General features: G+C 67.0%; 24 protein-coding genes. 8 read left to right on the forward strand and 16 right to left on the reverse strand.

Going from position 1 to position 22,453, the window contains the following annotated elements:
* Positions 1–3: 3 nt before the first annotated feature.
* Positions 4–1,026, reverse strand: coding sequence for a LacI family DNA-binding transcriptional regulator (locus ACZY1G_RS02100; RefSeq protein WP_463813378.1), 1,023 nt, complete (start codon positions 1,024–1,026; stop codon positions 4–6).
* Between the two features lie 123 nt (positions 1,027–1,149).
* Here ACZY1G_RS02100 and ACZY1G_RS02105 point away from each other — a divergent pair, with 123 nt between their 5' ends.
* The 4 genes from ACZY1G_RS02105 to ACZY1G_RS02120 are packed head-to-tail and all read left to right on the forward strand — an operon-like array spanning position 1,150 to position 4,666.
* The gene (locus ACZY1G_RS02105; RefSeq protein ID WP_463813379.1) at positions 1,150–2,055 is read left to right on the forward strand and encodes a sugar phosphate isomerase/epimerase family protein; all 906 of its coding nucleotides are present in this window, start codon (positions 1,150–1,152) and stop codon (positions 2,053–2,055) included.
* Positions 2,056–2,065: 10 nt separating this feature from the next.
* On the forward strand, positions 2,066–3,097 hold the full coding sequence (locus tag ACZY1G_RS02110; RefSeq protein ID WP_463813381.1) for a Gfo/Idh/MocA family protein: 1,032 nt from the start codon (positions 2,066–2,068) through the stop codon (positions 3,095–3,097).
* Between the two features lie 4 nt (positions 3,098–3,101).
* The gene (locus ACZY1G_RS02115; protein ID WP_463813382.1) at positions 3,102–3,986 is read left to right on the forward strand and encodes a sugar phosphate isomerase/epimerase family protein; all 885 of its coding nucleotides are present in this window, start codon (positions 3,102–3,104) and stop codon (positions 3,984–3,986) included.
* Between the two features lie 29 nt (positions 3,987–4,015).
* Positions 4,016–4,666 carry a TetR/AcrR family transcriptional regulator gene (locus ACZY1G_RS02120; RefSeq protein ID WP_463814814.1) on the forward strand — a complete coding sequence of 217 codons (651 nt, stop codon included), beginning with the start codon at positions 4,016–4,018 and terminating at the stop codon, positions 4,664–4,666.
* Positions 4,667–4,673: 7 nt separating this feature from the next.
* On the opposite strand, the gene ACZY1G_RS02125 is transcribed toward ACZY1G_RS02120, so the two are convergent.
* Complete coding sequence (locus tag ACZY1G_RS02125) at positions 4,674–5,504, reverse strand: alpha/beta fold hydrolase (RefSeq protein WP_463813383.1); 831 nt, start codon at positions 5,502–5,504, stop codon at positions 4,674–4,676.
* 137 nt (positions 5,505–5,641) lie between these two features.
* Between ACZY1G_RS02125 and ACZY1G_RS02130 the strand changes: the two genes are divergently transcribed.
* Complete coding sequence (locus ACZY1G_RS02130; RefSeq protein ID WP_463813384.1) at positions 5,642–6,670, forward strand: zinc-dependent alcohol dehydrogenase family protein; 1,029 nt, start codon at positions 5,642–5,644, stop codon at positions 6,668–6,670.
* A gap of 53 nt (positions 6,671–6,723) precedes the next feature.
* Here the strand turns inward: ACZY1G_RS02130 and ACZY1G_RS02135 are convergent, their stop codons facing one another.
* From ACZY1G_RS02135 to ACZY1G_RS02160, 6 genes are all read right to left on the reverse strand, one after another.
* Positions 6,724–8,136, reverse strand: a complete 1,413-nt coding sequence (locus ACZY1G_RS02135) for an NCS2 family permease (RefSeq protein WP_463813385.1) — start codon at positions 8,134–8,136, stop codon at positions 6,724–6,726.
* Between the two features lie 7 nt (positions 8,137–8,143).
* Positions 8,144–8,389 carry a hypothetical protein gene (locus tag ACZY1G_RS02140; RefSeq protein ID WP_463813386.1) on the reverse strand — a complete coding sequence of 82 codons (246 nt, stop codon included), beginning with the start codon at positions 8,387–8,389 and terminating at the stop codon, positions 8,144–8,146.
* Between the two features lie 12 nt (positions 8,390–8,401).
* Entirely contained in the window at positions 8,402–9,580 is a 1,179-nt protein-coding gene (locus ACZY1G_RS02145; protein WP_463813387.1) for an acyl-CoA dehydrogenase family protein, read from the reverse strand.
* A complete protein-coding gene (locus ACZY1G_RS02150) occupies positions 9,573–10,766 on the reverse strand; it encodes an acyl-CoA dehydrogenase family protein (RefSeq protein ID WP_463821463.1) in 1,194 nt (397 codons plus the stop codon). Before ACZY1G_RS02150 ends, ACZY1G_RS02145 begins: the two co-directional genes overlap by 8 nt.
* Before the next feature lie 126 nt (positions 10,767–10,892).
* Positions 10,893–11,300: an STAS domain-containing protein gene (locus ACZY1G_RS02155; protein ID WP_463813389.1), complete on the reverse strand. Its 408-nt coding sequence runs from the start codon at positions 11,298–11,300 to the stop codon at positions 10,893–10,895.
* Between the two features lie 150 nt (positions 11,301–11,450).
* Positions 11,451–12,689, reverse strand: coding sequence for a DNA polymerase domain-containing protein (locus ACZY1G_RS02160; RefSeq protein WP_463821464.1), 1,239 nt, complete (start codon positions 12,687–12,689; stop codon positions 11,451–11,453).
* Between the two features lie 56 nt (positions 12,690–12,745).
* Here ACZY1G_RS02160 and fadD2 point away from each other — a divergent pair, with 56 nt between their 5' ends.
* Together fadD2 and ACZY1G_RS02170 are read left to right on the forward strand one after the other, a co-directional pair.
* A complete protein-coding gene (gene fadD2, locus ACZY1G_RS02165) occupies positions 12,746–14,437 on the forward strand; it encodes a long-chain-fatty-acid--CoA ligase FadD2 (RefSeq protein WP_463821465.1) in 1,692 nt (563 codons plus the stop codon).
* A gap of 43 nt (positions 14,438–14,480) precedes the next feature.
* Complete coding sequence (locus ACZY1G_RS02170; protein WP_463821466.1) at positions 14,481–15,260, forward strand: SDR family NAD(P)-dependent oxidoreductase; 780 nt, start codon at positions 14,481–14,483, stop codon at positions 15,258–15,260.
* A 7-nt stretch (positions 15,261–15,267) separates the two neighbouring features.
* Here ACZY1G_RS02170 and ACZY1G_RS02175 read toward each other — a convergent pair whose 3' ends face one another.
* The 6 genes from ACZY1G_RS02175 to ACZY1G_RS02200 all read right to left on the reverse strand — a co-directional run bounded on the left by ACZY1G_RS02175 (position 15,268) and on the right by ACZY1G_RS02200 (position 20,099).
* Positions 15,268–15,597, reverse strand: a complete 330-nt coding sequence (locus tag ACZY1G_RS02175) for a hypothetical protein (RefSeq protein ID WP_463813393.1) — start codon at positions 15,595–15,597, stop codon at positions 15,268–15,270.
* Positions 15,598–15,696: 99 nt separating this feature from the next.
* Positions 15,697–15,939: a microaggregate-binding protein 1 gene (gene mbp1, locus ACZY1G_RS02180; RefSeq protein ID WP_463813394.1), complete on the reverse strand. Its 243-nt coding sequence runs from the start codon at positions 15,937–15,939 to the stop codon at positions 15,697–15,699.
* 160 nt (positions 15,940–16,099) lie between these two features.
* Positions 16,100–18,295, reverse strand: a complete 2,196-nt coding sequence (locus ACZY1G_RS02185; RefSeq protein WP_463821467.1) for an acyl-CoA dehydrogenase — start codon at positions 18,293–18,295, stop codon at positions 16,100–16,102.
* Between the two features lie 47 nt (positions 18,296–18,342).
* Entirely contained in the window at positions 18,343–19,290 is a 948-nt protein-coding gene (locus ACZY1G_RS02190; RefSeq protein ID WP_463821779.1) for a 2-hydroxyacid dehydrogenase, read from the reverse strand.
* 20 nt (positions 19,291–19,310) lie between these two features.
* Positions 19,311–19,631, reverse strand: coding sequence for an EthD family reductase (locus ACZY1G_RS02195; protein WP_463813396.1), 321 nt, complete (start codon positions 19,629–19,631; stop codon positions 19,311–19,313).
* A gap of 18 nt (positions 19,632–19,649) precedes the next feature.
* A complete protein-coding gene (locus ACZY1G_RS02200) occupies positions 19,650–20,099 on the reverse strand; it encodes a DUF2000 family protein (protein WP_463821468.1) in 450 nt (149 codons plus the stop codon).
* Positions 20,100–20,179: 80 nt separating this feature from the next.
* On the opposite strand from ACZY1G_RS02200, the gene ACZY1G_RS02205 reads away from it, so the two are divergent.
* Positions 20,180–20,635, forward strand: a complete 456-nt coding sequence (locus tag ACZY1G_RS02205) for an Lrp/AsnC family transcriptional regulator (RefSeq protein WP_463813398.1) — start codon at positions 20,180–20,182, stop codon at positions 20,633–20,635.
* Between the two features lie 4 nt (positions 20,636–20,639).
* Here the strand turns inward: ACZY1G_RS02205 and ACZY1G_RS02210 are convergent, their stop codons facing one another.
* Together ACZY1G_RS02210 and ACZY1G_RS02215 are read right to left on the reverse strand one after the other, a co-directional pair.
* Entirely contained in the window at positions 20,640–21,686 is a 1,047-nt protein-coding gene (locus ACZY1G_RS02210; RefSeq protein ID WP_463821469.1) for a cupin domain-containing protein, read from the reverse strand.
* Positions 21,687–21,787: 101 nt separating this feature from the next.
* A complete protein-coding gene (locus ACZY1G_RS02215; protein WP_463821470.1) occupies positions 21,788–22,414 on the reverse strand; it encodes a TetR/AcrR family transcriptional regulator in 627 nt (208 codons plus the stop codon).
* Positions 22,415–22,453 lie beyond the last annotated feature (39 nt).

Consider the following 22,453-nt stretch of genomic DNA (forward strand, 5'->3'; position numbering starts at 1 on the left):
TCGTCAGGCGCGAGGTGGGCCCGTCGTTCCGCGGACGACGAGCGTCGGTTCGAGCACGACGTCCCTGCTGCGAACCGGTCCGTCGACGAGCAACGATACCGCGAGTTCCACTGTCCGGCAGGCGATATCGGGTGCGTCCTGGTGGATCGTGGTCAGGTCGATGCGAGGATTCTCCGAGAGCCGGTTGTCGTCGTATCCGACAAGCGAAACATGTTCAGGCACAGAGATTCCGGATCGCGTGAACACGTCGAGGATGCCCAGGGCGCAGCGATCGTTGCCCGCCAACACCGCCGTCGGAAGGTCAGGCGCGGTCAGCATGGAGCGTGCTGCCGCGGCGCCGGCCTCTTCGTTGTGCGCGCCGGTGATCACCGCGATCTCGGCGGCGAGGCCGTGTGCGCGCATCGCGGCCCGGTAGGCGCGGGAGCGGTCGGCCGATCCAGGATCGGTTCCGCCGTCGACGTGATGGATGCGGCGATGTCCCAAGCCCACCAGATAGTCGACTGCCTGCCGGATTCCCTTGGCGTCGTTGGTGCGCACCGTCGCGAGCGGAACGTCGTCCGTCAGCCCCGGCAATCGGCGACATGCCACCACGACGGGCACCCGCTCGGCCATCCGCACCAGATCGGATCGGGCGGCGTGCGGTCCCAGGAGAAGCAGGGCGCCGCAGCGATGGCTCAGCAGTGACTCGACGACGGCCCCTTCGGTGCGGTCCGGCAGATTGGCCGAGAGCAGCACTTCGTAGCCGAGGCGCTCGGCGGCGGGATAGATCGACGTGACCAGCTCGGCTTGGAACAGCTGGCGTACGTCGATCATGACACCGAGGGTGCGGCTGCGGCCCTGTGCCAACAGCCGGGCCGCGGAATCCGGGCGGTAGCCGATCTCCTCGGCGATCGCGAGAACGCGCTGGCGGGTCTCGTCACTGGCACCTGGCTTGCCGTCGAGGATGAAGGAGACCAGTGTGCGGGACACTCCGGCGCGTTCGGCGACGTCGGCCATCGTCGGGCGACGCTGACGCGCGGTGCCCATAGGCGAGATCCTTCTGCAGAGTGACGGTTGACACAGTTGTGGGACGGAGTTCATAGTAGACCTCACGCGCGTTACTAACGCGCGTTAGACGAGATTCTCCATGCACGCGCCGAGAGGATGCCCATGAGCACCATTCGCGTCGGGTCCGCCCCGGACTCCTGGGGGGTGTGGTTCCCCGACGATCCGCACCAGACGCCCTACGCCCGTTTCCTCGACGAGGTCGCCCGGTCCGGATACGAATGGATCGAGCTCGGCCCCTACGGTTACCTGCCCACCGATCCCGAGAAGCTCTCGGCGGAACTCGGCTCGCGTGGCCTGAAGCTCTCCGCGGGAACAGTTTTCGAACATCTCCATCAGGACGACTCCTGGGATGCCGTCTGGACCCAGGTCGAGGACGTGGCGCGGTTGACCGCAGCGGTGGGCGGCACCCACGTCGTCGTCATCCCGGAGATGTGGCGTGACCCGTCGAGCGGCGCGGTGCTCGAGGAGCGCATGCTGACCGCCGAGCAGTGGCGTAAGAAGACCGAGGGCATGAACGCACTCGGCAAGGCGATGTTCGAAACCTACGGTGTACGAGCGCAATACCACCCGCACGCCGACTCGCACGTGGACACCGAAGAGAACGTGTACCGATTCCTCGACGGCACCGACAGCCGATACGTGAACCTCTGCCTGGACACCGGGCACATCGCGTACTGCGGCGGAGACAACATCGCTATCATCCGCCGCGCACCCGAGCGCATCGGGTACTTGCACCTCAAGCAGGTGGACCCGCAGGTGCGCGCCACCGTCGAGGCCGAAGACCTGCCGTTCGGGGAGGCCGTCAAACTCGGCGCGATGATCGAGCCGCCGCTGGGCGTTCCGGACATGCCGCCACTGCTGGCCGAGATCGAACGCCTCGGCATCGACGTGTTCGCGATCGTCGAGCAGGACATGTACCCCTGCGACGTCGACGCACCACTGCCCATCGCCCAGCGCACCCGTGCCTACCTCGGGTCCTGCGGCGTTCCGTCCGTCACCTTCCGATAGGAGCCCAGTCATGTCCGACTTGCGCGTTGCCGTTCTCGGCGTTGGCCTGATGGGCGCCGATCACGTCGCCCGCATCCAGTCCCGGATCTCCGGGGCCCGCGTCGCCGTGGTGAACGACTACGTCACCGACAAGGCCGACCAGATCGCCGCCGGCATCCCCGACTGCCGCGCGATCACCGATCCACTCGACGCCATCGCCGATCCCGATGTCGACGCTGTCGTCCTCGCGACGCCGGGCCCGACCCACGAAAAGCAGTTGCTCGCCTGCCTGGAGCATCGCAAGCCCGTGCTGTGCGAGAAGCCGCTCACCACCGACGTCGACACCTCACTGGCCGTGGTGCGTCGCGAAGCCGAACTCGGAATGCGCCTGATCCAGGTAGGTTTCATGCGGCGCTTCGACCATGAGTACGTCGACCTCAAGGCCCTCATCGACAGCGGCGAACTCGGCGATCCGCTCCTGCTGCACTGTGTGCACCGCAACCCTGCTGTGCCCGATCATTTCGACTCGGTGATGACCGTGCGGGATTCCCTGGTCCACGAGGTGGACGTGACGCGGTTCCTGCTGGGAGAGGAGGTCACCTCGGTCCAGATCGTGACACCGACGCCGAATCCGTCCGCTCGCGAGGGGCTGTTCGATCCACAGATCGCGATCCTGCGCACCGCAGGCGGCAAGCACGTCGACGTCGAGTTGTTCGTCACCACGGGCGTCGCCTACGAGGTGCGCACCGAGCTGGTGGCCGAAAAGGGAAGCGCGATCATCGGTCTCGACGTCGGGCTGCTGCGCAAGAATGCACCCGGCACGTGGGGTGGCACGATCACGCCCGGCTTCCGCGAGCGCTTCGGCCGCGCCTACGACACCGAGATCCAGCGGTGGGTCGACGCGGTGCGCACCGGAGCGAGCACAGGCGACTACACGGACGGACCCGGTGCGTGGGACGGGTATGCCGCGACCGCCGTCTGCGAAGCCGGGGTCCAGGCCCTGCAGTCCGGACAACCCGTCGCCGTGAACATGGTCGACCGCGCCTCGGTCCCCGGAGCGTGACGGCATGAAGATCGCCCTCGACCCCACCCCGTTCCACCACGACTACTCACTGCTCGAATTCCCCGCTGTCGTGGCCGAATTGGGCTACGAGTACCTGCAACTGACCCCGCACCGGGACTTCATCCCGTTCTACAACCACCCGCGGGCCGACGACGCGCTGGTGGCTGCGTTCCGCAGGGCGTGTGCCGACGCAGGGGTGGGCATCGCCTCGGTCCTACCGGTCCTGCGCTGGTCCGCCCCCGACGAGGATGCCCGCGAGGCAGCGGTGCGGAATTGGAAACGCGTCGTGCAGATCACCGTCGACCTCGGGGTCAACGTGATCAACACCGAGTTCTCCGGCCGGCCGGAGAAGGCCGAAGAATCCGAGCGCGCATTCTTCCGGTCGATGGAGGAACTGCTCCCGCTCTTCGAGCGGGAGGGTGTCGACGTCCGGATAGACCCGCACCCCGACGATTTCGTCGAGGACGGTCTGGAGGCGGTCCGCATCATCCGCGGCGTGAACTCGCCGCACATCGGGATGGTCTACGTCGCCTGCCACTCTTTTCACATGGCGGCCAACACGGGCTCGAACATGGCGGAGATCATGACCGCAGCAGGTGATCTGCTGCGGCTGGTGCACGTGGCCGACACCATGGACCATCACCGCTCCCACGGCCTGCGCTACATCACCAATCCGCCGGGCAATCCCGTCCGTGTGCACCAGCACCTCAAGATCGGTGACGGCGACCTCGACTGGGACGAGTTCTTCGGCGGCCTCGCCCGTCTCGGTTTCTACGACCGCGACGACACCGTGATGGTGTCCAGCGTGTTCGCCGAAGACGAGACCGCCCACGAGGTGTCGCGCTACCAGCTGAAGACCATGACCGACTATGTGGACAAGTACCGCTGACGCCATCGTGGGATGGCGCGCCGCGTAGGATCGGCAATGTTGAGAACAAGCGAAAGCACAATGCAGCCGAGCGGCGCCGCCACCTGTGCGACGCCGCTATCTCCCTACTCGCCCACGAGGGGCCGCGTGGGCTGAGCCACCTCAAGGTCGATCGGCAGGCCGGCGTGCCCGACGGCACCACCTCGTTCTACTACCGCACCCGCGCCGCGCTGTTGCACGGAGTCGCCGACCAATTGGTCCGTTATGACGCCCAGGACTTCACCGAAGCGTTCAAGGATGCCCCCAACAGCAGTGGTGAGGTCATCGCCCGAATGCTGGCCGACCAACTCCTCGCCGTCAGGTCTGAGCCGCGACTGTCGCGGACGCGGGCTCGTCTGGAGCTGACGATGTCGGCCCGCCGCGACCCCGGTATCGCGTCCGGCTTCCAGGAGATCTCGGAGAGCTACCGGGCGCTCGCCGAACGGTTGGTGATGGCGCTGCATCAGCACAACGGCACCGACATGGATCGTGACCTGTGCGACGAACAGACCTCGGTGCTGATGGCTTACCTCGGAGGTCAGATGTTCGCCCTGGCCAACGATTCTCCGGAAGTGTTGACCCGCGATGACATCGCGCGGCAGATCCGCGCGGTGATCGTCGGCGTGGCCGTCGAGCAGGCGGCCCGTCAGCGCAGCGGCTGACGTCCCGTCACGCACCGAGCAGGGCCGCCGTCAATTGGGCAGGCGCATCTTCCTGCAAGAGATGTCCCGCCCCGTCGATCCACCGCATGCTCTGGTGGGGTATGTGGTCGCGTAACCATTCGCCGAGTCGTGGCGGCGTGATCCGGTCCTCACGGCCCCACAGCAAGCGGCATGGGACGGTGATGCTCGACAGGAGCTCGGCGTAGTCGTCGGTATCGCGTTCGGCGAGCTGGCGGTACTGGCGGTAGAACGCCGCCTGGCCGCTTTCGCCGAGCCACGGTGCAGCGAAGGCTTCGAGGACCCCGGGCCGGAAGCCCACGTTGGTCGCGTTTCGGAGATGGCTGCTGACGAGCGCCTCGTGCGCATACGGCGGTAGTTGCGCGAATGTGTCCGGGTTTCGGCGGATCAGGCCGAACAACCCGCCCTCCCATTCCCCGCCGCTGACACAGTCGAACAGCGTGAGATCACTGAACGGAGTTCCCTCGATCAGCAGGGCTCGCAGCGTGATCGCTCCGCCGATGTCGTTGGCCACAACGCTCGCAGCCGAGAGTTGCCAGTGATCCAACAGCGCGGCGAATCGACGCGCTTGGGCCGCGATGGTCAGGTCTTGTCCCTCGAGCTTGTCGGACTGACCGTAACCGAGGTGGTCGAACACGAAAACACGGCGGGAGTTGGCTAGTGCAACTGCGATATCACGCCACAGATACGAGGAGTACGGCGTTCCGTGCACCAGCACGATCGGATCACCCGACTGCCCAAGCTGACTCCAGCGGACGCGTCCCTCGTCTGTCTCGAAGTAGTTGTCGAGGGTCCAGTCGGAAGGGTCTGACAGGGGCATACGTCGACCCTAGCGGCAGGAAGCAGCTCCGGTCGGCGCCCAACCTGCCGGAGTTTCCCGCCGAGAAAGGAATAACGACTGTAGGGATCAGGTTCGGCGAAAGACGGAGTTCAGCAGTCTCGCAGTGAGGACCGGGTGTGGCGAACACGATGCGCCGGTGGGACATGAACGGAATCGGTCGCGACCAACTCGCCCTCCGGCACGTTCCGATCCCGGCGCCGGCCCCGGGCGAGGTGCTCGTGGAGGTAGGTGCAGTAGCCCTCAACCACCGAGACAAGATGGTGATCGACAACGGGAGGGGACTGGACCTGCGGTTCCCCTTCACTCCGGCCTCGGATCTCGCGGGAACCGTTGTGGCACTGGGTGACCGCGCGAGGCGATTTCACTCCGGCGACCGAGTGATCTCGACCTTCACGCCCGGCTGGATCGATGGCCTGCGCAGCGGGGACGGCCGGACACCGTCCTACCGGACGCTGGGCGGCTTCTATCCTGGTGTGCTCGCCGAATACGTCGCGATGCCGGAGGACTGGTTCGTCGCTGCCCCGCGGACTCTCGATGACATCCACGCCGCCACGCTGCCCTGTGCGGGTGTCACCGCGTGGTTTGCCCTGGTCGAACGGGGCCGTGTACATGCCGGTCAGACCGTCCTGATCGAGGGCAGCGGTGGGGTCGCCCTCTTCGGTCTGCAGATCGCCAAAATGCATGGCGCTCAGGTCATCGCCTCGACCAGTGTGGCCAACATGGACCGCATGATGGCTCTGGGGGCTGACCACGTCATCGACCGGCGGCGGGACGATTGGGTCGAGGCCGTGCTTGCCTCGACCGCGGACAGGGGCGTCGATCACATCCTCGAGATCGTGGGTGGCAGCCACCTCGGTCAGGCGGTCGACGTCGCGGCCGTCGGGGGCGACATCTACCAGATCGGTGCGTTGGACGGTTTCGAGGTGAGCGCCGCCGTGATGCCGTTGATGCTCAAGGACGTCGCGATTCACGGCATCGGCACCGGGCACCGCCGGGCGCTCGAGAATCTGGTTCGTGCCGTGGATCAGACCGGCACGACACCGTGCATAGATTCCCGTTATCCGATGACGGGCGTGCTCGAGGCGTTGGACCGGTTGGAGGGCGGACCTTTCGGAAAGGTCGTCATCGACATCTACACCGACTAGCGACATCGACTAGCGAGCGCGGCTTCGCGCGACGACGGACCGCTGGTCCCCCGTCAGACGCCGAGCAACGATTCGATCGGTGTGCGGGCGAAGTAGATCACGAACCCGACTGCCACCACCCAGAGCAGCGGGCTGATTTCGCGTGCCTTGCCCGCGGCCGTGCGCATCACCACCCAGGAGATGAACCCGACGCCGATACCGTTGGCGATGGAGTAGCTGAACGGCATCACGGCCACGGTGAGGACGACGGGCAGCGCGACCGAGAACTCCGAGAGGTCGATGTGGCGCAGATGCGAGACCATCATCGCGCCGACGATCACGAGTGCGGCCGCGGCCACCTCCGTCGGCACGATCGACGCCAACGGAGACACGAACATCGCCGCCAGGAACAGCACGCCGGTGACCAGGTTGGCCAGTCCGGTGCGAGCGCCTTCCTCGATACCCGCGCCGGACTCGATGAACACCGTGTTCGACGACGATGACGTCGCGCCGCCGACCACCGCGCCGGCGCCTTCGACGACGAGCGCGGCCCGCAGGCGCGGGAAATTGCCCTGCGCGTCGGACAGTCCGGCCTCGCGAGACAGACCGGTCATCGTGCCCATCGCGTCGAAGAAGTTCGCGAACACCAGCGTGAAGATGAGGACCACCGCGGCGATCACGCCGATACGGCTGAAGCTGGCCAGGCTGAACTCTCCGACCAACCCGAGATCGGGCACCGCAAAAGGGGATCCGGACAGTGCGGGCACCGACAGTGACCACCCGCCCGGCTTCTCGGTGGCCGAGCCGAGGTGCCAGATGGCTTCGATGATGACGGCCAGAACCGTGCCGGCCACCAGGCCGATCAGGATGCCGCCCCGCACCCGGCGGGAGACCAGGATGCCCGTCAACAGCAGCGTGAGGATGAACACCAGTGTCGGCACGGTCGTGAGGGACCCCAGGCCGCCGGCGCCCAATCCGACTGGGGGAGAGGGCGATTTGGTCGAGGATATGAACCCGGAGTCGACCAGCCCGATGAACAGGATGAACAGACCGATACCCGCGGTGATGGCGAGTTTCAGTGCCATCGGCACCGCATCGAAGATGAGCCGGCGCAACCCGGTGACGGCGAGCAGCACGATGATGACACCGTTGATGACGACGAGACCCATCGCCTCGGCCCAGGTGAGTTCACCGACGACCGTGGTGGCCAGGAACGAGTTGATGCCCAGACCCGCGGCGAACGCGAACGGCAGTCGCGCGATCAACCCGAACAGGATCGTCATCACGCCCGCGGCCAGCGCCGTGGTGGCCGACACCTGCGCGAAGTCCAACGACTGCCCGCTGACGTCCTTCGGGCTCGACAGGATGATCGGGTTCAGCACGATGATGTAGGCCATCGCGATGAACGTGACCACGCCGCCACGAATTTCGGTGCCCACCGTCGACTGGCGGGCCGTGATCTCGAAGAAGCGGTCCACTCGGTTCATCGGCGGCTCAGTACTGGGACGTCGGCGCCGCCGGTGGCGGCGGTGCCACCGGCATGCACAGACCCGTGTTCAGGTCGAGTGCCTTACCTGGCAGACAGAACGGCGTGCACCCGTAGATGACGCCTGTCTGGCCGGGCGGGCACGACCCCGGGGGCTGCGCGACGGCGCCGGGGGCCGCGGAGAGAGCGATCACCGGCATCGCGAGAGCCCCCGCGATCACCGCCGCTCCCAGAAGTTGTCGCCTTCTAGCCATTTCCGTCCCCTCTCAACGTGCGCCGGTGGCGACGCGCGGTCCCGGCTTGTCGGTCACGACGTCGAGCACGAGCTCGGCAACCCGAGCACGGTGTTCCTCTGCGCTGCCCAGCAGCGCAGCGTTGGTGTAGGCCCGCTTGTAGTAGAGATGGGCCTGGTGCTCCCAGGTGAATCCGATACCGCCGTGCACCTGGATGGTGTCGTTGGCGACGCGGGTGAGGGCGGCCGAGCACACAGCCTGGGCGATACTGACGGCCAGGTCCGGATCGTCGGTGCCGTGGGTCAGCGCCCAGATCGCGTGATACGCGGTCGAGCGAGCGTGCTCGACCGCGACCAGTGCGTCGGCCAGGCGATGCTTGATCGCCTGGAATGAGCCGATCGGTCGACCGAACTGCAGACGGTTCTTCGCGTAGTCGACGGTCAGATCGAGCAGGTGCTGCGCCGCCCCGACCTGTTCGACCGCCAGTAGAGCCGAGCCCACATGCAGCGCGTGGGCGATCACCCGTTCCGCGTCGTCCGGGTCTGTGATCAGCCGCGCGGGTGCGTCGGACAGCGTCACCGTGGCCTGCGGCCGGGTGGGGTCCAGCGTCGTCAGCGGAACCCGCTGCACCGCAGCCGAATCCGTGTCGACGGCGAACAGTGCGGTGCCATCGGGGCCATCGGCCGCGACGAGCAGGACGTTGGCGCTGCCGGCGTCGACCACCCGCTCCACGGTGCCGGTGAGGCTCCATCCTTCACCCGCCGGGGAGGCCGCGATCTCTCCGATCGCGAACGCGGCGGTCCGCGTGCCGTCGGCGAGCGCATCGAGCAGATCAGACGACGCCGATGCCGCGACGAGCGCGGGGATTGCGAGGTACACGGTGCCGAACAGGGGACCCGGCGCGAGCGCCGCGCCGAGCTCCTCGATCGCGACCGCCTGGTCGATCAGGGTCCCGCCCACGCCGCCGGCGGACTCGGGCACCGCCAACCCCAGCACGCCCAGCTCGGTGCCCAATCGCGCCCACACCGCGGGGTCGTACGGCGGATCAGACTCCATGACCGCGCGGATCGCGCCTTCGTCGATTTGATCGGCGCAGAACTTCCGCACCGCCGCGCGCAGCTGCTGCTGCTCGTCGGTGAAGACGAACTCGTCGCCCGCCGACACTTCCGGATCAGCCGTGCCCTTGGGCTGATCCGCAAGCTCCTCAGCCACGCGGAATCTCCTTCCACGCCATCCCCGCATCCGCCCGCAGATCACCCGGCAGGCCGAGCACCCGCTCCCCGAGAATGTTGCGCATCACCTCTGACGTGCCGCCTTCGATCGTGTTGGCCCTGCTGCGCAGGAAGCGCTGCTGAATGGGTCCGCGGTAGTCGTCGGGATCGCCGTCGCCGGCGCCGTACCCGTCGTACAGCAGGCCTTCAGGCCCCAGGAAGTCCATGCAGAACTCGTAGATGTGCTGATTGAGCTCGGCGCCGACGAGCTTGCCGATCGACCCTTCCGGACCCGGTCCGCCGACGGTGGCTGAGGCGCGGGACCGCTCCGAGGTCAGCCGCTGCGCCTCGGCCCGCAGCCAGAGGCTCGTGAGGCGGTCGCGAAGCACAGCGGTCTGCCGCTCCGGTCGGGAAGACCACAGCGCGATCGCATCGGCGATGGTTCCCGCGCCGCGTCGACTCCCGCTGGCTCCCAGGGCGCTGCGTTCGTTCATCAACGTCGTCATCGCCACGCGCCAGCCGTCACCGATCGCACCCAGCCTGTGGGTGTCGGGGATCCGGGCGTCGCCGAAGTAGACCTCGTTGAATTCGGCGTGACCGGTCATCTGCCGCAGCGGCCGGGTCTCGACGCCGGGGCCGTGCATGTCGACGACGAAGTAGGTCAAACCCTTGTGCTTCGGTGCATCCGGATCGGTGCGGGCGAGCAACAGCCCCCAGCGGGCCCGGTGCGCCAGGCTGGTCCACACCTTCTGACCATTGACCACCCAGGTGTCCCCGTCGGGGACGGCGGATGTTGCGAGCCCCGCGAGGTCGGAGCCTGCACCGGGCTCGGAGAACAACTGGCACCAGATGTGCTCGGTGGTGGCCAGCGGCCGAAGCAGTTCGCGGCGGACGTCGTCGGTCTGCGCGTGCTCGCGGATGGTGGGTGCGGCCATGCCGTAGCCCATCGGATTGAGGCCGAGGGGGACGGGACCGCCGGCGCCCTGGAGGATGCGGTCGGCCACGGCCTGCAGGCCGCGCGATGCGCCGAGCCCACCGAATCCTTCGGGAAAGTGGACCCAGGACAATCCGGCGTCGTAGCAGGCTCCGAGGAATTGCGGTATCGGCACCGAGCGCGGATCGTGCTCGGCCACCACCTCGTGCGCGGCCTTGGCTACCCGGTCAGCATCGACGGCGGCAGTGCCCATACGAGCACCTTAACCGGCGACCGCGGATCGTCTAGCCGGCAGTGAGTGCCCGACGTTCCAGTTCGGACCGGTGATGGCGCTGAAGCAGGTAACGGAGCCACCGAACATCAAGTAACACAGTGATCCTTACGCAGTCTTGGTGAGTAGGGGGAGAAGCTGACGCCGAGCGACCATTGCATCGGCGAAGTGATTGAGAGCCTCGGGAACAGAGCCGGCCGCGTCGAAGTCGATGCCATGGGCCCGTAGGGTCTGCTCGACCGGGCGGCTGGCCACCATGGACCATTCCACGCCGGCCGCGCTGCATGCGTCGTCCACGGCGAACAGGAGTGAAAGTGCCTCAGCGTCAAACGATGTGACGGCGCTGAGGTCGAGCACGAACGGCTTCTCCGTGAGGACGAAGCGGCGCGTGTACTCGGTGGCGCGGGCGATGTCAGCGTCGCCCAGCGCACCCGTGATCGTGACCACGGTGGCCAACTGGCGACAGTGCGCACGAATCTCGGCGCCACCGCAATCGAACGTCGGATTGCCGTACATTGCCGCCTCCCTCGATCATGTGCTTGATCGGGTCCGTCGTCGGACCTGATATGACTCAAGGTAATGAGCCAATTTAAGGCCGTGGGGAGTAACGACTAATACTTCGGTAAGAACTGCTTTCAGACCGGCTAGCAAACTCGCCGGTAACTTTCAACCGCGGCGCTGCTGCTGCGAACCGGTGTATCCGGCCCACGGGTTGTAGTCGGCGAGCAGCTCCTGTTGGTCGGGTCTCGCCGATTCGGGCACGTGTTCGAGGTTGATGCGGATGCGGTACCAGATCGAGCTCGGGCCTCGCATCCCGTCGACGAGAACGTCTGTCGGAGTGAGCTTCTCGGCTGCCTGCGGGTGCATGTCTCGCCACTGCGCCAGCGCAGCCATCGCCTCGTCCTTGGTCTTGGTCCTGGCGATCTCGATCAGTGGCTTCGTCGAGTGGCGCCGACCGTCGGTGACGCGGTGCGTGCCTCGGGGGGCCTTCTCTGCAGGGCCGAGACGCTCCGCGAGCTCCAGCAGAGACTCCAGTCCGCCCGAAGTGTCGTCCATGCCCTCCCATGGATCGCCCTGCTCGGCGAGCCGGCCGGGCACCGTGGCGATCGTGAACTCCTCGGGACGGCAGTCGGCGACCTCATCCCAGAACAGCGGTGTCGACACGCGGGCGTCTGGAGTGGCGCGTACCGAGTACGCCGAGGCCACGGTCCGATCCTTGGCGTTCTGGTTGAAGTCGACGAAGACGCCGTGGCGTTCCTCCTTCCACCACCGGGCGGTCGCGGATTCGGGGGCGCGCTGTTCCACCTCGCGGGCGACGGTCTCGGCCGCCAGCCGCACCTGCTTGAACGGCCAGCGCCGGTCGATGCGCGCATAGATGTGGAAGCCGCGAGACCCGGACGTCTTCGGCCACGCCACCAGGCCGTGGTCCTCGAGCACCTCCCGGGCCACGAATGCGACGTCGAGGATCTGTCGCCACCCGACGCCTGGCATCGGATCGAGGTCGACGCGCAGTTCGTCCGGGTGGTCGAGGTCGTCGGCTCGCACGGGGTGCGGGTTGAAGTCGACACAGCCGAGGTTCACCGCCCAGATCAGACCGGCCGGGCTGCTCAGCACTGCTTCCGCCGCCGACGTCCCCGACGCGTACTTCAGCTCGGCGACGTCGACGAAGTCGGGGCGCTTCTGCGGAGCCCGCTTCTGGAACACCGCCTCCTCGGTGATGCCTTTGACGAATCGTTTGAGGATCATCGGGCGGTCGGCCACGCCGCGCAACGCGCCCTCGGCGACGGCCGCGTAGTACTCCATCAGCGCGCCCTTGGTCACGTCCAGATCGGGAAACACGATCTTGTCCGGATGGGTGATCGGCACCTGCTGCCCGCCGATCTCGAAAGACTCCCGAGCAGCCATTCCCTCATCGTAGGTTCCAGACCGGTCTGCGAGCCGCGTCACATAAAGTTGAGTCCATGTCCACGCTCACCGACCTGGCCGCCCAGGCGTTCGGCAAATTCACTCAGTCCGCGGAGATCTATTGGGATCGCGGCACGGCCGAGCTGCACTACGCCCGCAAGATGTTCCAGGCGGGTGCACTGAAACTCGAACCGCCCCAGGACATCGCCGCGTTCCTCGCCGACATCCGCCGCTGGGGCGAGATCGGCATGATCCCCGCGCTCAACGCCCGGCGCACCCCGCATGCCATCGCGGTGATCGACGACTTCGGTGAGATGACGTTCAAGGAACTGGACGACGCGGCCAACGCGGTCGCCAACGGACTGCTCGCCAAGGGCGTCAAAGGGGGCGACGGCGTCGCGATCTTGGCCCGTAACCACCGCTGGTTCCTGGTGTCGTGGTTCGGCGTGGCGAAGACGGGTGCCCGCATCATCCTTCTCAACAGCGAGTTCTCCGGGCCGCAGATCAAAGAGGTATCCGAGCGCGAGGGCGCCAAGCTGGTCATCTACGACGACGAGTACACCGCCGCGGTCTCCCAAGCTGAACCCGCGCTCGGCAAGCTGCGCGCCCTCGGCGTCAACCCGGACAAGGACGAGCCGTCGGGCAGCACCGACGAGACCCTCGAGGAACTGATCGCCCGCACCGGGTCGGTGCCGCCGCCGAAGGTCACCAAGCACTCGTCGATCATCATCTTGACCAGCGGCACCACGGGAACGCCGAAGGGTGCCAACCGAAATGCCCCACCGTCGTTGGCACCGATCGGCGGTGTGCTGTCCTCGGTTCCGTTCAAGGGCGGCGAAGTGACGGCGTTGCCCGCGCCGATGTTCCACGCGCTGGGGTTCCTGCACGCAACGGTCGCGATGATGCTCGGGACGACGCTGGTGCTGCGCAGGCGTTTCAAGCCGGCCACGGTGCTCGCTGACATCGAGAAGCACAAGGCCACCGCGGTCGTCGTGGTGCCGGTCATGCTGTCCCGGATGCTCGACGAGCTCGACAAGATGTCGCCGAAACCCGATCTGTCCTCGCTGCGCATCGTGTTCGTCTCCGGCTCGCAGCTCGGCGCCGAACTGGCGACACGTGCGCTCAAGGCGCTGGGCCCGGTGATCTACAACCTCTACGGTTCCACCGAGGTGTCGTTTGCGACAATCGCCGGGCCGCAGCATCTTTCGATCAATCCCGCGACTGTCGGACCTGTCGTCAAGGGGATGAAGGTCAAGATCTTCGACGACAACGGCAAGGAGTTGCCGCAGGGCGAGGTCGGCCGCATCTTCGTCGGCAGCTTCTTCCCGTTCGAGGGATACACCGGTGGCGGCGGCAAGCAGATCATCGACGGGCTGCTGTCTTCCGGTGACGTCGGCTACTTCGACGAGAACGGCCTGCTCTACGTCAGCGGTCGCGACGACGAGATGATCGTCTCGGGCGGAGAGAACGTCTTCCCCGCCGAGGTCGAAGACCTCGTCAGCGGACACCCGGAGGTGGTTGAGGCCACCGCGCTCGGGGTGGAGGACAAGGAGTGGGGCCACCGGCTGCGGTGCTTCGTCGTCAAGGCCGAGGGCGCGTCGATCGACGAGGATGCGATCAAGGCGTATGTGAAGGAGAACCTGGCCCGGTACAAGGTGCCGCGCGAGGTGATCTTCCTCGACGAACTGCCGCGCAACCCGACCGGAAAGATCCTCAAGCGCGAGCTGCGGGAGATGGACGTCGACTGACGGGCCTGGAATAGCCGGCGCGCGCCGGTGGTAGTACAGCTTCGTGAACATCGACCTGACTGGAAAGACCGCTCTCGTCACCGGCTCCACCCAGGGCATCGGGTTGGCCATCGCGCAGGGCCTCGCCTCGGCGCGCGCGCGCGTGGTGGTCAATGGCAGAAGCCGTGATCGCGTCGACGCCGCGGTCGCCGGCATCGACGGAGATGTCCTCGGGGTCGCGGCCGATGTCGCCGATGCCGACGGCGCTCAGGCGCTGCTCGCCGAGGTACCGGATGTCGACATCCTGGTCAACAACCTCGGGATCTTCGGCGCCGTACCGGCGCGGGAGATCACCGACGAGCAGTGGCGCACCTATTTCGAGGTGAACGTGCTGGCCGCGGCCCGGCTGATCCGGCTCTACCTGCCCGGCATGATGGACCGCGGCTGGGGCCGCGTGCTGCAGATCGCCAGCGATTCGGCCGTCGTCACGCCCGCGGAGATGATCCATTACGGCGTCTCGAAGACCGCGCTGCTGGCACTGTCGCGCGGGTTCGCCAAGGACGCGGCAGGCAGCGGGGTGACGGTGAACTCGGTGATCGCAGGTCCGACACACACCGCGGGGGTCGAGGACTTCGTGTACCAACTCGTCGACACGTCCCTGCCGTGGGACGAGGCGCAGCGCGAGTTCATGCGCCTGCACCGCCCGCAGTCGCTGATCCAGCGGCTGATCGAACCTGAGGAGATCGCCAACATGGTGGTCTATCTCGCCTCACCCCTGGCGTCGGCGACCACTGGTGGAGCGCTGCGGGTCGACGGCGGCTACGTCGACGCGATTCTCCCCTGAGCCGGGGTCATTTCACCGCGCCGGCCATGATCGCCGACCCCGGCACGGCGAGGGTGAAGAGCATCAGCAGCAGCAGAAACCAGCCGGCAGCTTGCCAGGCTGCCCAGCCCCGCTCGGCCTTCCACTCGCGATAGGTCCGTACCAGAGCGCCCACTCCTCCGAGGAACAGGAACAACGGCACCAGCGATGCGGCGTAGACGGAGTCGCGCGCGCCGAAAGCGTAGAACGCGAACGCCATGCCGGCCACGGCGACGACGACGGCGGCGTAGGTGACCGCCGCGCGTACTGTGCCCGGCGTGGCCAACCGCTTCTCCGCGAAGTCACGGTCGTTGGACATGCCAGTCGGGTTCCCGGCAGGGCTGCCGGAAAACGTCGGAACAGAGACGAAAGCGGCCCCCGACTGTCGTCAGGGACCGCTGTCGTCAGGCTGTGTGAATCAGGACTTGCTGGCGGCCTTCTGACGGGCCTCCTGGGTCTTCGCCTCGGCACGGGCCGCCTCGGCTTCGGCTTCCTTCTGCGCCACGTCCTTCAGGGCGCGAGCCTTCTGCTGCTGGGCCTCGCCCTGCTCCTGCAGTCGGTCGTTGTCGATCAGGATGCCGATCACCTGCTTGGACAGGCCGATGCTGCCGTCGACGAGGGCGCGCAGAGCTGCGATGGGGCCGCTGGTGCTGTCTGCCATGAGCTTTCCTTTCGTTCCGCCGCGCCACCTGAGGTCAAGAGCGGGCCCTGTCCGCGGTGCGGCGAGGGTGTGTTCGGGCCTGCTTGCAGGGTGCCCACTAGCGCTTGCAAAAGCACGCACTGTTAGCAGCGTCTCAATCGGGTTTGATTCGCCGGTGGATCTACGGATCGCGCGGCAGTCCGAGCAGACGCTCGGCGATGATGTTGAGCTGCACCTCCGAGGTGCCGCCGTAGATCGTCGTCGCGCGCCCGGCCAGCAGGTACTCCGCCCACTTACCCGACAGCTGGCTCTGGTCGCCGATGGCGGCGTCGGTGCCGAACGAGGACACCCCGAACTCCGCGTAGCCCTGACCGGTCTTCATCGACAGGAGCTTGGAGATCGCGGCGGCCGGCATCGGGTCGCCGCCGGCCAAGGTCAGCAGCGTCGAGCGCATGTTGAGCAGCTTGGCCGCGTGGCCCTCGGCGATCAGCCGGCCCGCTTCGTTCTGTTCGATCTGATCGAAGTGGCCGTCGCGCACGAACTCGACGAACTGGTCGAGGCTGGCGAGGAACGGCGGTTCGCTGCTGCCGATCGAGACGCGCTCGTTGGTCAGCGTGTTGCGGCTGACCTCCCAGCCGCGGTTGACCTCGCCGAGCACCATGTCGTCGGGCACGAACACGTCGTCGATGAAGACCGTGTTGAACATCGCGTTGCCGGTCAGCTCACGTAGCGGCTTGACCTCGACGCCCTCGGAGGCCATGTCGAGCAGGAAGTACGTGATGCCTTGATGTTTCGGGGCGCTCGGGTCCGTTCTTGCCAGCAGCGCGCCCCACGCCGAGAACTGCGCCCCGGTGGTCCAGATCTTCTGACCGGTGATGCGCCAGCCGCCGTCGACCTTGGTGGCCTTGGTGGTCAGGCTCGCCAGATCTGATCCCGCGCCGGGCTCGGAAAACAGCTGGCACCAGATCATCTCGCCCCGGAACGTGGGAGGCAGGAATCGCTGCTGCTGAGCTTCCGTGCCGTACGCGACGATCGACGGGATGATCCAGGCGGCGATGCCCATCTGCGGGCGCCTGACCCGGCCGGTGGAGAACTCCTGGGCGATGATGATCTGCTCGACCGGGTTGGCCGCACGGCCCCACGGCTTGGGTAGGTGCGGCTGGACCCAGCCGCCCTCGGCGATCGCCGTGTTGCGCTCTTCTTTCGGAATCGCTTTCAGCGCAGCGACTTCGGCGCGAATCTCTTCGCGCAGCTTCAGGGTGTCCGGATCGAGGTCGATGTCGATCGAACGCATTCCCGTCGCCGTCGCGGTGTCGACGACCTGCTGCGGGTAGTCGGCATGACGGCCGAACGCGGCCGCCAGCACGATGGCCCGCCGGTAGTAGACGTTGGTGTCGTGCTCCCACGTGAAACCGATGCCGCCGTGGACCTGGATGCAGTCCTGCGCGCAGTGCTGTGCGGCGACGGGTGCGAGCGTGGCTGCGACGGCTGCGGCGAACTCGAAGGAGCTCGCCTTCTCCGAATTGCCCTGCAGCTCTTCGTCGATCGCACGGGCGGCATCCCACACGGCGCTGGTGGCCCGCTCGGTCTCGGCGATCATCCCGGCGCACTTGTGCTTGATCGCCTGGAACTGACCGATCGGCCGGCCGAACTGCTCCCGGATCTTCGCGTACGCCGATGCCGTGTCGGTGGCCCAGCGGGCCACGCCGACGCATTCCGCGGAGAGCACCGTGGTGATGATCGCGCGCGCGAGATCCCGGCTCACGCCGCTGAGCACCCGGTCGTCGCCGACCTCGACGGCGTTGGCCCGAACGTGGGCGATGGGACGCAGCGGGTCCACGGACGGCACCGGCTCCACCTCGAGCGACGCTGCGTCGAGCACGACCCACTCTTCGCCGGATTCGATGGCCACCGGCAGCACGAGGACCGACGCCTGCGCAGCCGCCGGCACCGCGCGGACTTCACCGCGGACCACCAGACCGCTGCCCTGTCGAGTGGCGGTCAGTCCCGAGTCGATGGCGTACGCGGCGATCAGCTCACCGGCAGCCAGACCACCGAGGACCTCGGCCTTGGGATCGTGCGCGGCGATGAGTGCGCTCGCGATGGCCGACGGCACGAACGGACCGGGAACGGCGCCGTAACCGAACTCGGCCGCGACGATCGCCAGCTCGAGGATCCCGAAGCCCTGCCCGCCGACGTCTTCCGAGAGATGTACACCCTGCAGGCCCTGCTCGGCGGCGGCCCGCCAGAAGGACGGTGGATTCGGGATCGGGGTTTCGAGCGCTTCGTGCAAGGCCTCCGAAGGCGCGACGCGGGCGACGAAGGACCGCACCGAATCGGCCAGGTCGTTGTGCTCTTCGAGAATGGCTATGGGCATAGGGGAAACCCTCCATTGGGCTGGCTAACCGGTTGGTTGGCTCGAGGCTACCCTGTGACCTGGTTCACCAGGTTGGCTAGGTCCTTCCCGTCACGGAGTCGTTCGCAGTTGTCGAGGGCCACCTCGAGGTAGCGGTGCATGGTGTCCGCCGTGTACCAGGTGACATGCGGCGTCAGCACGACGTTGGGCAGAGCCAGCAGCGGATTGTCCGGAGCTACCGGCTCGACGCCGAAGACGTCGAGGCCGGCGGCTGCGAGATGTCCCGATCTCAGCGCGTCGGCGAGTGCGGACTCGTCGACGATCGGCCCACGGGAGGTGTTCACCAGGACCGCGCCCGACTTCATCGCCGCCAGCGCCTCGCCACCGAGCAGGCTGTGCGTGGCATCGGTCAGCGGTAGGTGCAGCGACACGATGTCGCTGTCGGCCAGCAGATCGGTCAGGGTTCGCCAGCCAGGAGTGCCGTCGTCGCGCGTACTGGTGTGCACCACGCGGGCGCCCATCGCGGCGACGATGCGCTCCACGCTCTTGGCCACGTTGCCGTAGCCGATGAGTCCGACGGTACAGCCACCGATGTCGCGCACGGTGTCACCGAGGCTCGGGTCCGGTGGCCAACCCGTGCCTGCGCGGGTGGCGGCGTCGAGCTCGGGTAGCCGACGCAGCGCGGCGAGCATCAACAGCAGCGTGCCCTCCGCGACCGACGGGGCGTTGGCGCCCGGCATGTTGGCCACGGCGACGCCGCGTTCGGTGGCCGCGTCGACGGCGATCGTGTTCACCCCGGCGCCCAGCTTGTGCACCAGACGCAACCGGGTCCCCAGCTCGATATCGCGTGCCGACAGCGGCCGCAGCACGTGCCACAGCACCTCGGCCTCGGGGAGCAGACGATAGAATGTCGTGTCGTCGTCCTCGGCGCAGAACGTGACGTCCAGCCACTCGCTGTGCGGGGCAACGAAAGCCGTCGCCCGCTGACCCGGGACGAAGTGCGCCAGCACCTTGATCGGCGCCACCGTCCCGTCCGTCAGTGCTGTGCGATCTCGATGTCGGAGAACAGCACGCGGACGCCGCCGGTGGACACCCGCGCCATCGCCTCGAAGAACGCGCCGGCCTCAGGTGTCGTCACCGCGGCGCTCGCTGCGTCGTAGTCGGAGTAGTAGAGGTCGATCATCCGGTAGGCCGGCGTCGGGCTGCCGTCCTCCTTGGGCCACACGCGGGAGGTCTCCATCCTGACCCAGCCGGGAATGCGCTTGGCCGCCTCCAATTGCTGTTCGGGATAAGCAGATTCGAACTCTGTCGGATCGGTCGGATTGTCGTAGATGACCGTGATCTTGGTTTCGGGCACGCACAGAGCCTACGACGCTCACCGGTGCAGCGAGAGCCTGTCGACGATCTTGTCCACCACCTTGCGATCGGCCCTGACCGCGATCCCGACGAGGTCGAGCGCGGCCCTGGTTCTCGCTGACACTTGCGCCCGGTTCGCCTCGTCGTCACCAGTGGCGAACAGCGCTCGGGAGAAGATCGCCAGTGTGACCCCGCGGGCGATGGCCCGGTCGAACGCGCGGTCCACCTGCGCCTGCGCCGCGGCGAACACCATGACCGGCTGCCCGAACATGGGGGAGTAGGGCGTGCCGTCGGCGTCGCGGTAGGCCGAGCCGATGGCCTCGCCGGCGGTCGCGGCGATGCCGCTGGCCAGAAACGCGGTCACGTTGAGCTTCTGCCACGTCGGCAACGTGTCGAGCAGGATGACGGCGATCTTGGTGTCGTGGCGGACCCGGGATGGCGTCGCGTCGGTTTCGAGTAGTTCGGTCATGATGCTGCAAAGTAATGAACACACGCCCCTGATGGCCACTGGTCCGAACGACATACGGAATTCGGTGCGACAATCCGGACATGGACGAATGGGATTCGGCGATCGTGGCCGCATTGCAGGCAGATGGCCGGCGCAGCAATCGGGATCTCGCGACTCAGATCGGGCTCTCACCGTCGACCACGCTCGAGCGGGTGCGCGCTTTGCGTGAGCGCGGTGTGCTCGGCGGTGTGCACTACACCGCGGATCTCGCCGCCCTCGGGCGTCCGGTCCAGGCGATGATCACGGTGCGTCTACGCCCCCAGTCACGCCAGGTCGTGCAGGGCTTCCGTGACTTCGTCAGACAGCTTCCCGAGACGCTGCAGGTGTTCGTCACCACGGGCGCCGAGGACCTGATCGTCCATGTCGCCGTCGCGTCCACCGAAGCGCTGCGCGATTTCGTGCTGGACTCGCTGACCGGACGGCGAGAGGTGGCCGGCGTTCGCAGTGAGGTCGTCTTCGAGCACGTACGCAACCACGTGATCGCGCCGGCTCGCTGACACGTCAGGCGTCGACGGGATTCACGCGGCTGACGATCAGCGGGTCGGCAGGGGTGAACGGGAACGCCGGCAGTTCGTCGATGTGGGTCTGGAACGTCGCGGCCAGCACCTCGCGGCTGTAGGCACTCGCGGAGGCCTTGTAGCCGATGTCGGCGGGGAAGGGCTGGTCGAAGAAGATCAGGAAGTGCCACGGGTCGGTGCCGATGTTCTCGATGTGGTGCGGGTAGGCCCGCGGGATGAAGTACATGTCGCCGGCGGTCATCGTCCACGTGTTCAGGTGGCCGTCGGGCGTCATCATCGTCATGCGGGCTTTCCCGTGCCGCACATAGCCCATCTCCGCGGTCACCGGATGCCAATGTGGTTCACGCATACCGTCTTCGGTGACACGCAGGCTGTACATCGAGATGTCCTTGAGGGCGGGCCAGAACTGATCGCGGGCAAAGCGTGCGTTGCCGCTGGCAAAATTCAGCCCCGGCGCTTGGGCCTCGATGTCGAACTTGTGCGGATCACTGAAGTGCGCCGAGGCCGGGACCTGCGGGTCGCCGGTGCGGCCGGCCAGCTTGTGGTCGACGGTGCTGCGCCGGATCGTCGAGAAGTCGGCGGCGGGCAGGTCGTAGGTGTTGCCCAGCACGGCATCGGTGAACGCTCCGAACGTCGCCCCGAGGCCGAAGTCCTCGGGGCGCTCGTTGCGGAACGCGATGATGAACTCTGCGGACTCGTCCCCGATGTTCTCGATGTGATGCAGGGCGCCGGAATCGATGTGGAACATCTGGCCCGCGGTGACGATGAAGTTGGCGAATCGGCTGTGGTCGTCGAGCACCGAGACCAGCGCCGTCCCCGCCACGCAGTAGGTGAGCTCGTTGGCGTTGGCGTGCCAATGCGGTGTGCGCATCGCGCCGGGCGCGAGCACCACGCGCTTGATAGACAGGTTCTTCAACGTCGGCAGGTTGTCGGCGGTCACCCGTCGCATCGAGCCGAAGTCGTTCTCCTCGACGATCTCCCCGTCGTGCAGCGATGTGGTGAACGGTGCTGATGCTTTCACGGTGGCCATGCTGTCCTCCTGCGTCGTTGTGCGTCGACACCTACTCTCATCGATGCGCGGGCCCCTGTCATGGAAGCTGGCCGCCAGCACGATTACCGCTAACCGGAAGATCAGTCGTCGGTGCGATACAGGCGCGGGTCGCCGAGTTGGTCGATGAGGGCGCCGAGTTGCGCCGCCAGTTCGGTTGGGCTGACCCGTAACTCGCCGAACAGCCACGCGCTCAACGTTTGTGCCACACCGCCGACCACGAAGTGCGCTGCCGTGGCGATCCTCTCGTTCTTCTCCAGGTGCAGTGCAGCTTGGGCGTGCTGGCCGGACAGTAGAGCGAACAGCGCACCGGACTCCGCTCGCTTGCGCACCACGACCGGGTTGGTCAGGTGGGCGCTGAACAGCAGGCGCCCCAGCCGCGCGTCGTCGGAGACCACCCGGACGATGTTCGTCATCGCGGCGTGGGCCTGCTCTGCCGGCGCAGCGGCCGCCATCGCGGCCTCGGTGGTGCTGGCGATGTCGGCGACGACCTGGTCGAACAGCGCGGCGACCAGGGCGTCCTTGTCGGCGAAGCTCTCGTAGAAGTACCGGGCCGCGAGCCCGGAGCGGGCACACAGCGCGCGCACGGTGAGCTCGGTGGGAACGGGCGCGCCGCCGAGCAGGTCGAGACCCGCCTCGAGGAGCCGCCGGCGCCGCCCGGCCATCCGTTGCGAGGCGTCGACGCCGCGATACGGACGAACCTGGGCCATACCCCATCTTGACACCCGCTCGGCTCGGCAACACAATCA

The organism is Mycobacterium sp. IDUB_5, assembly GCF_055419565.1.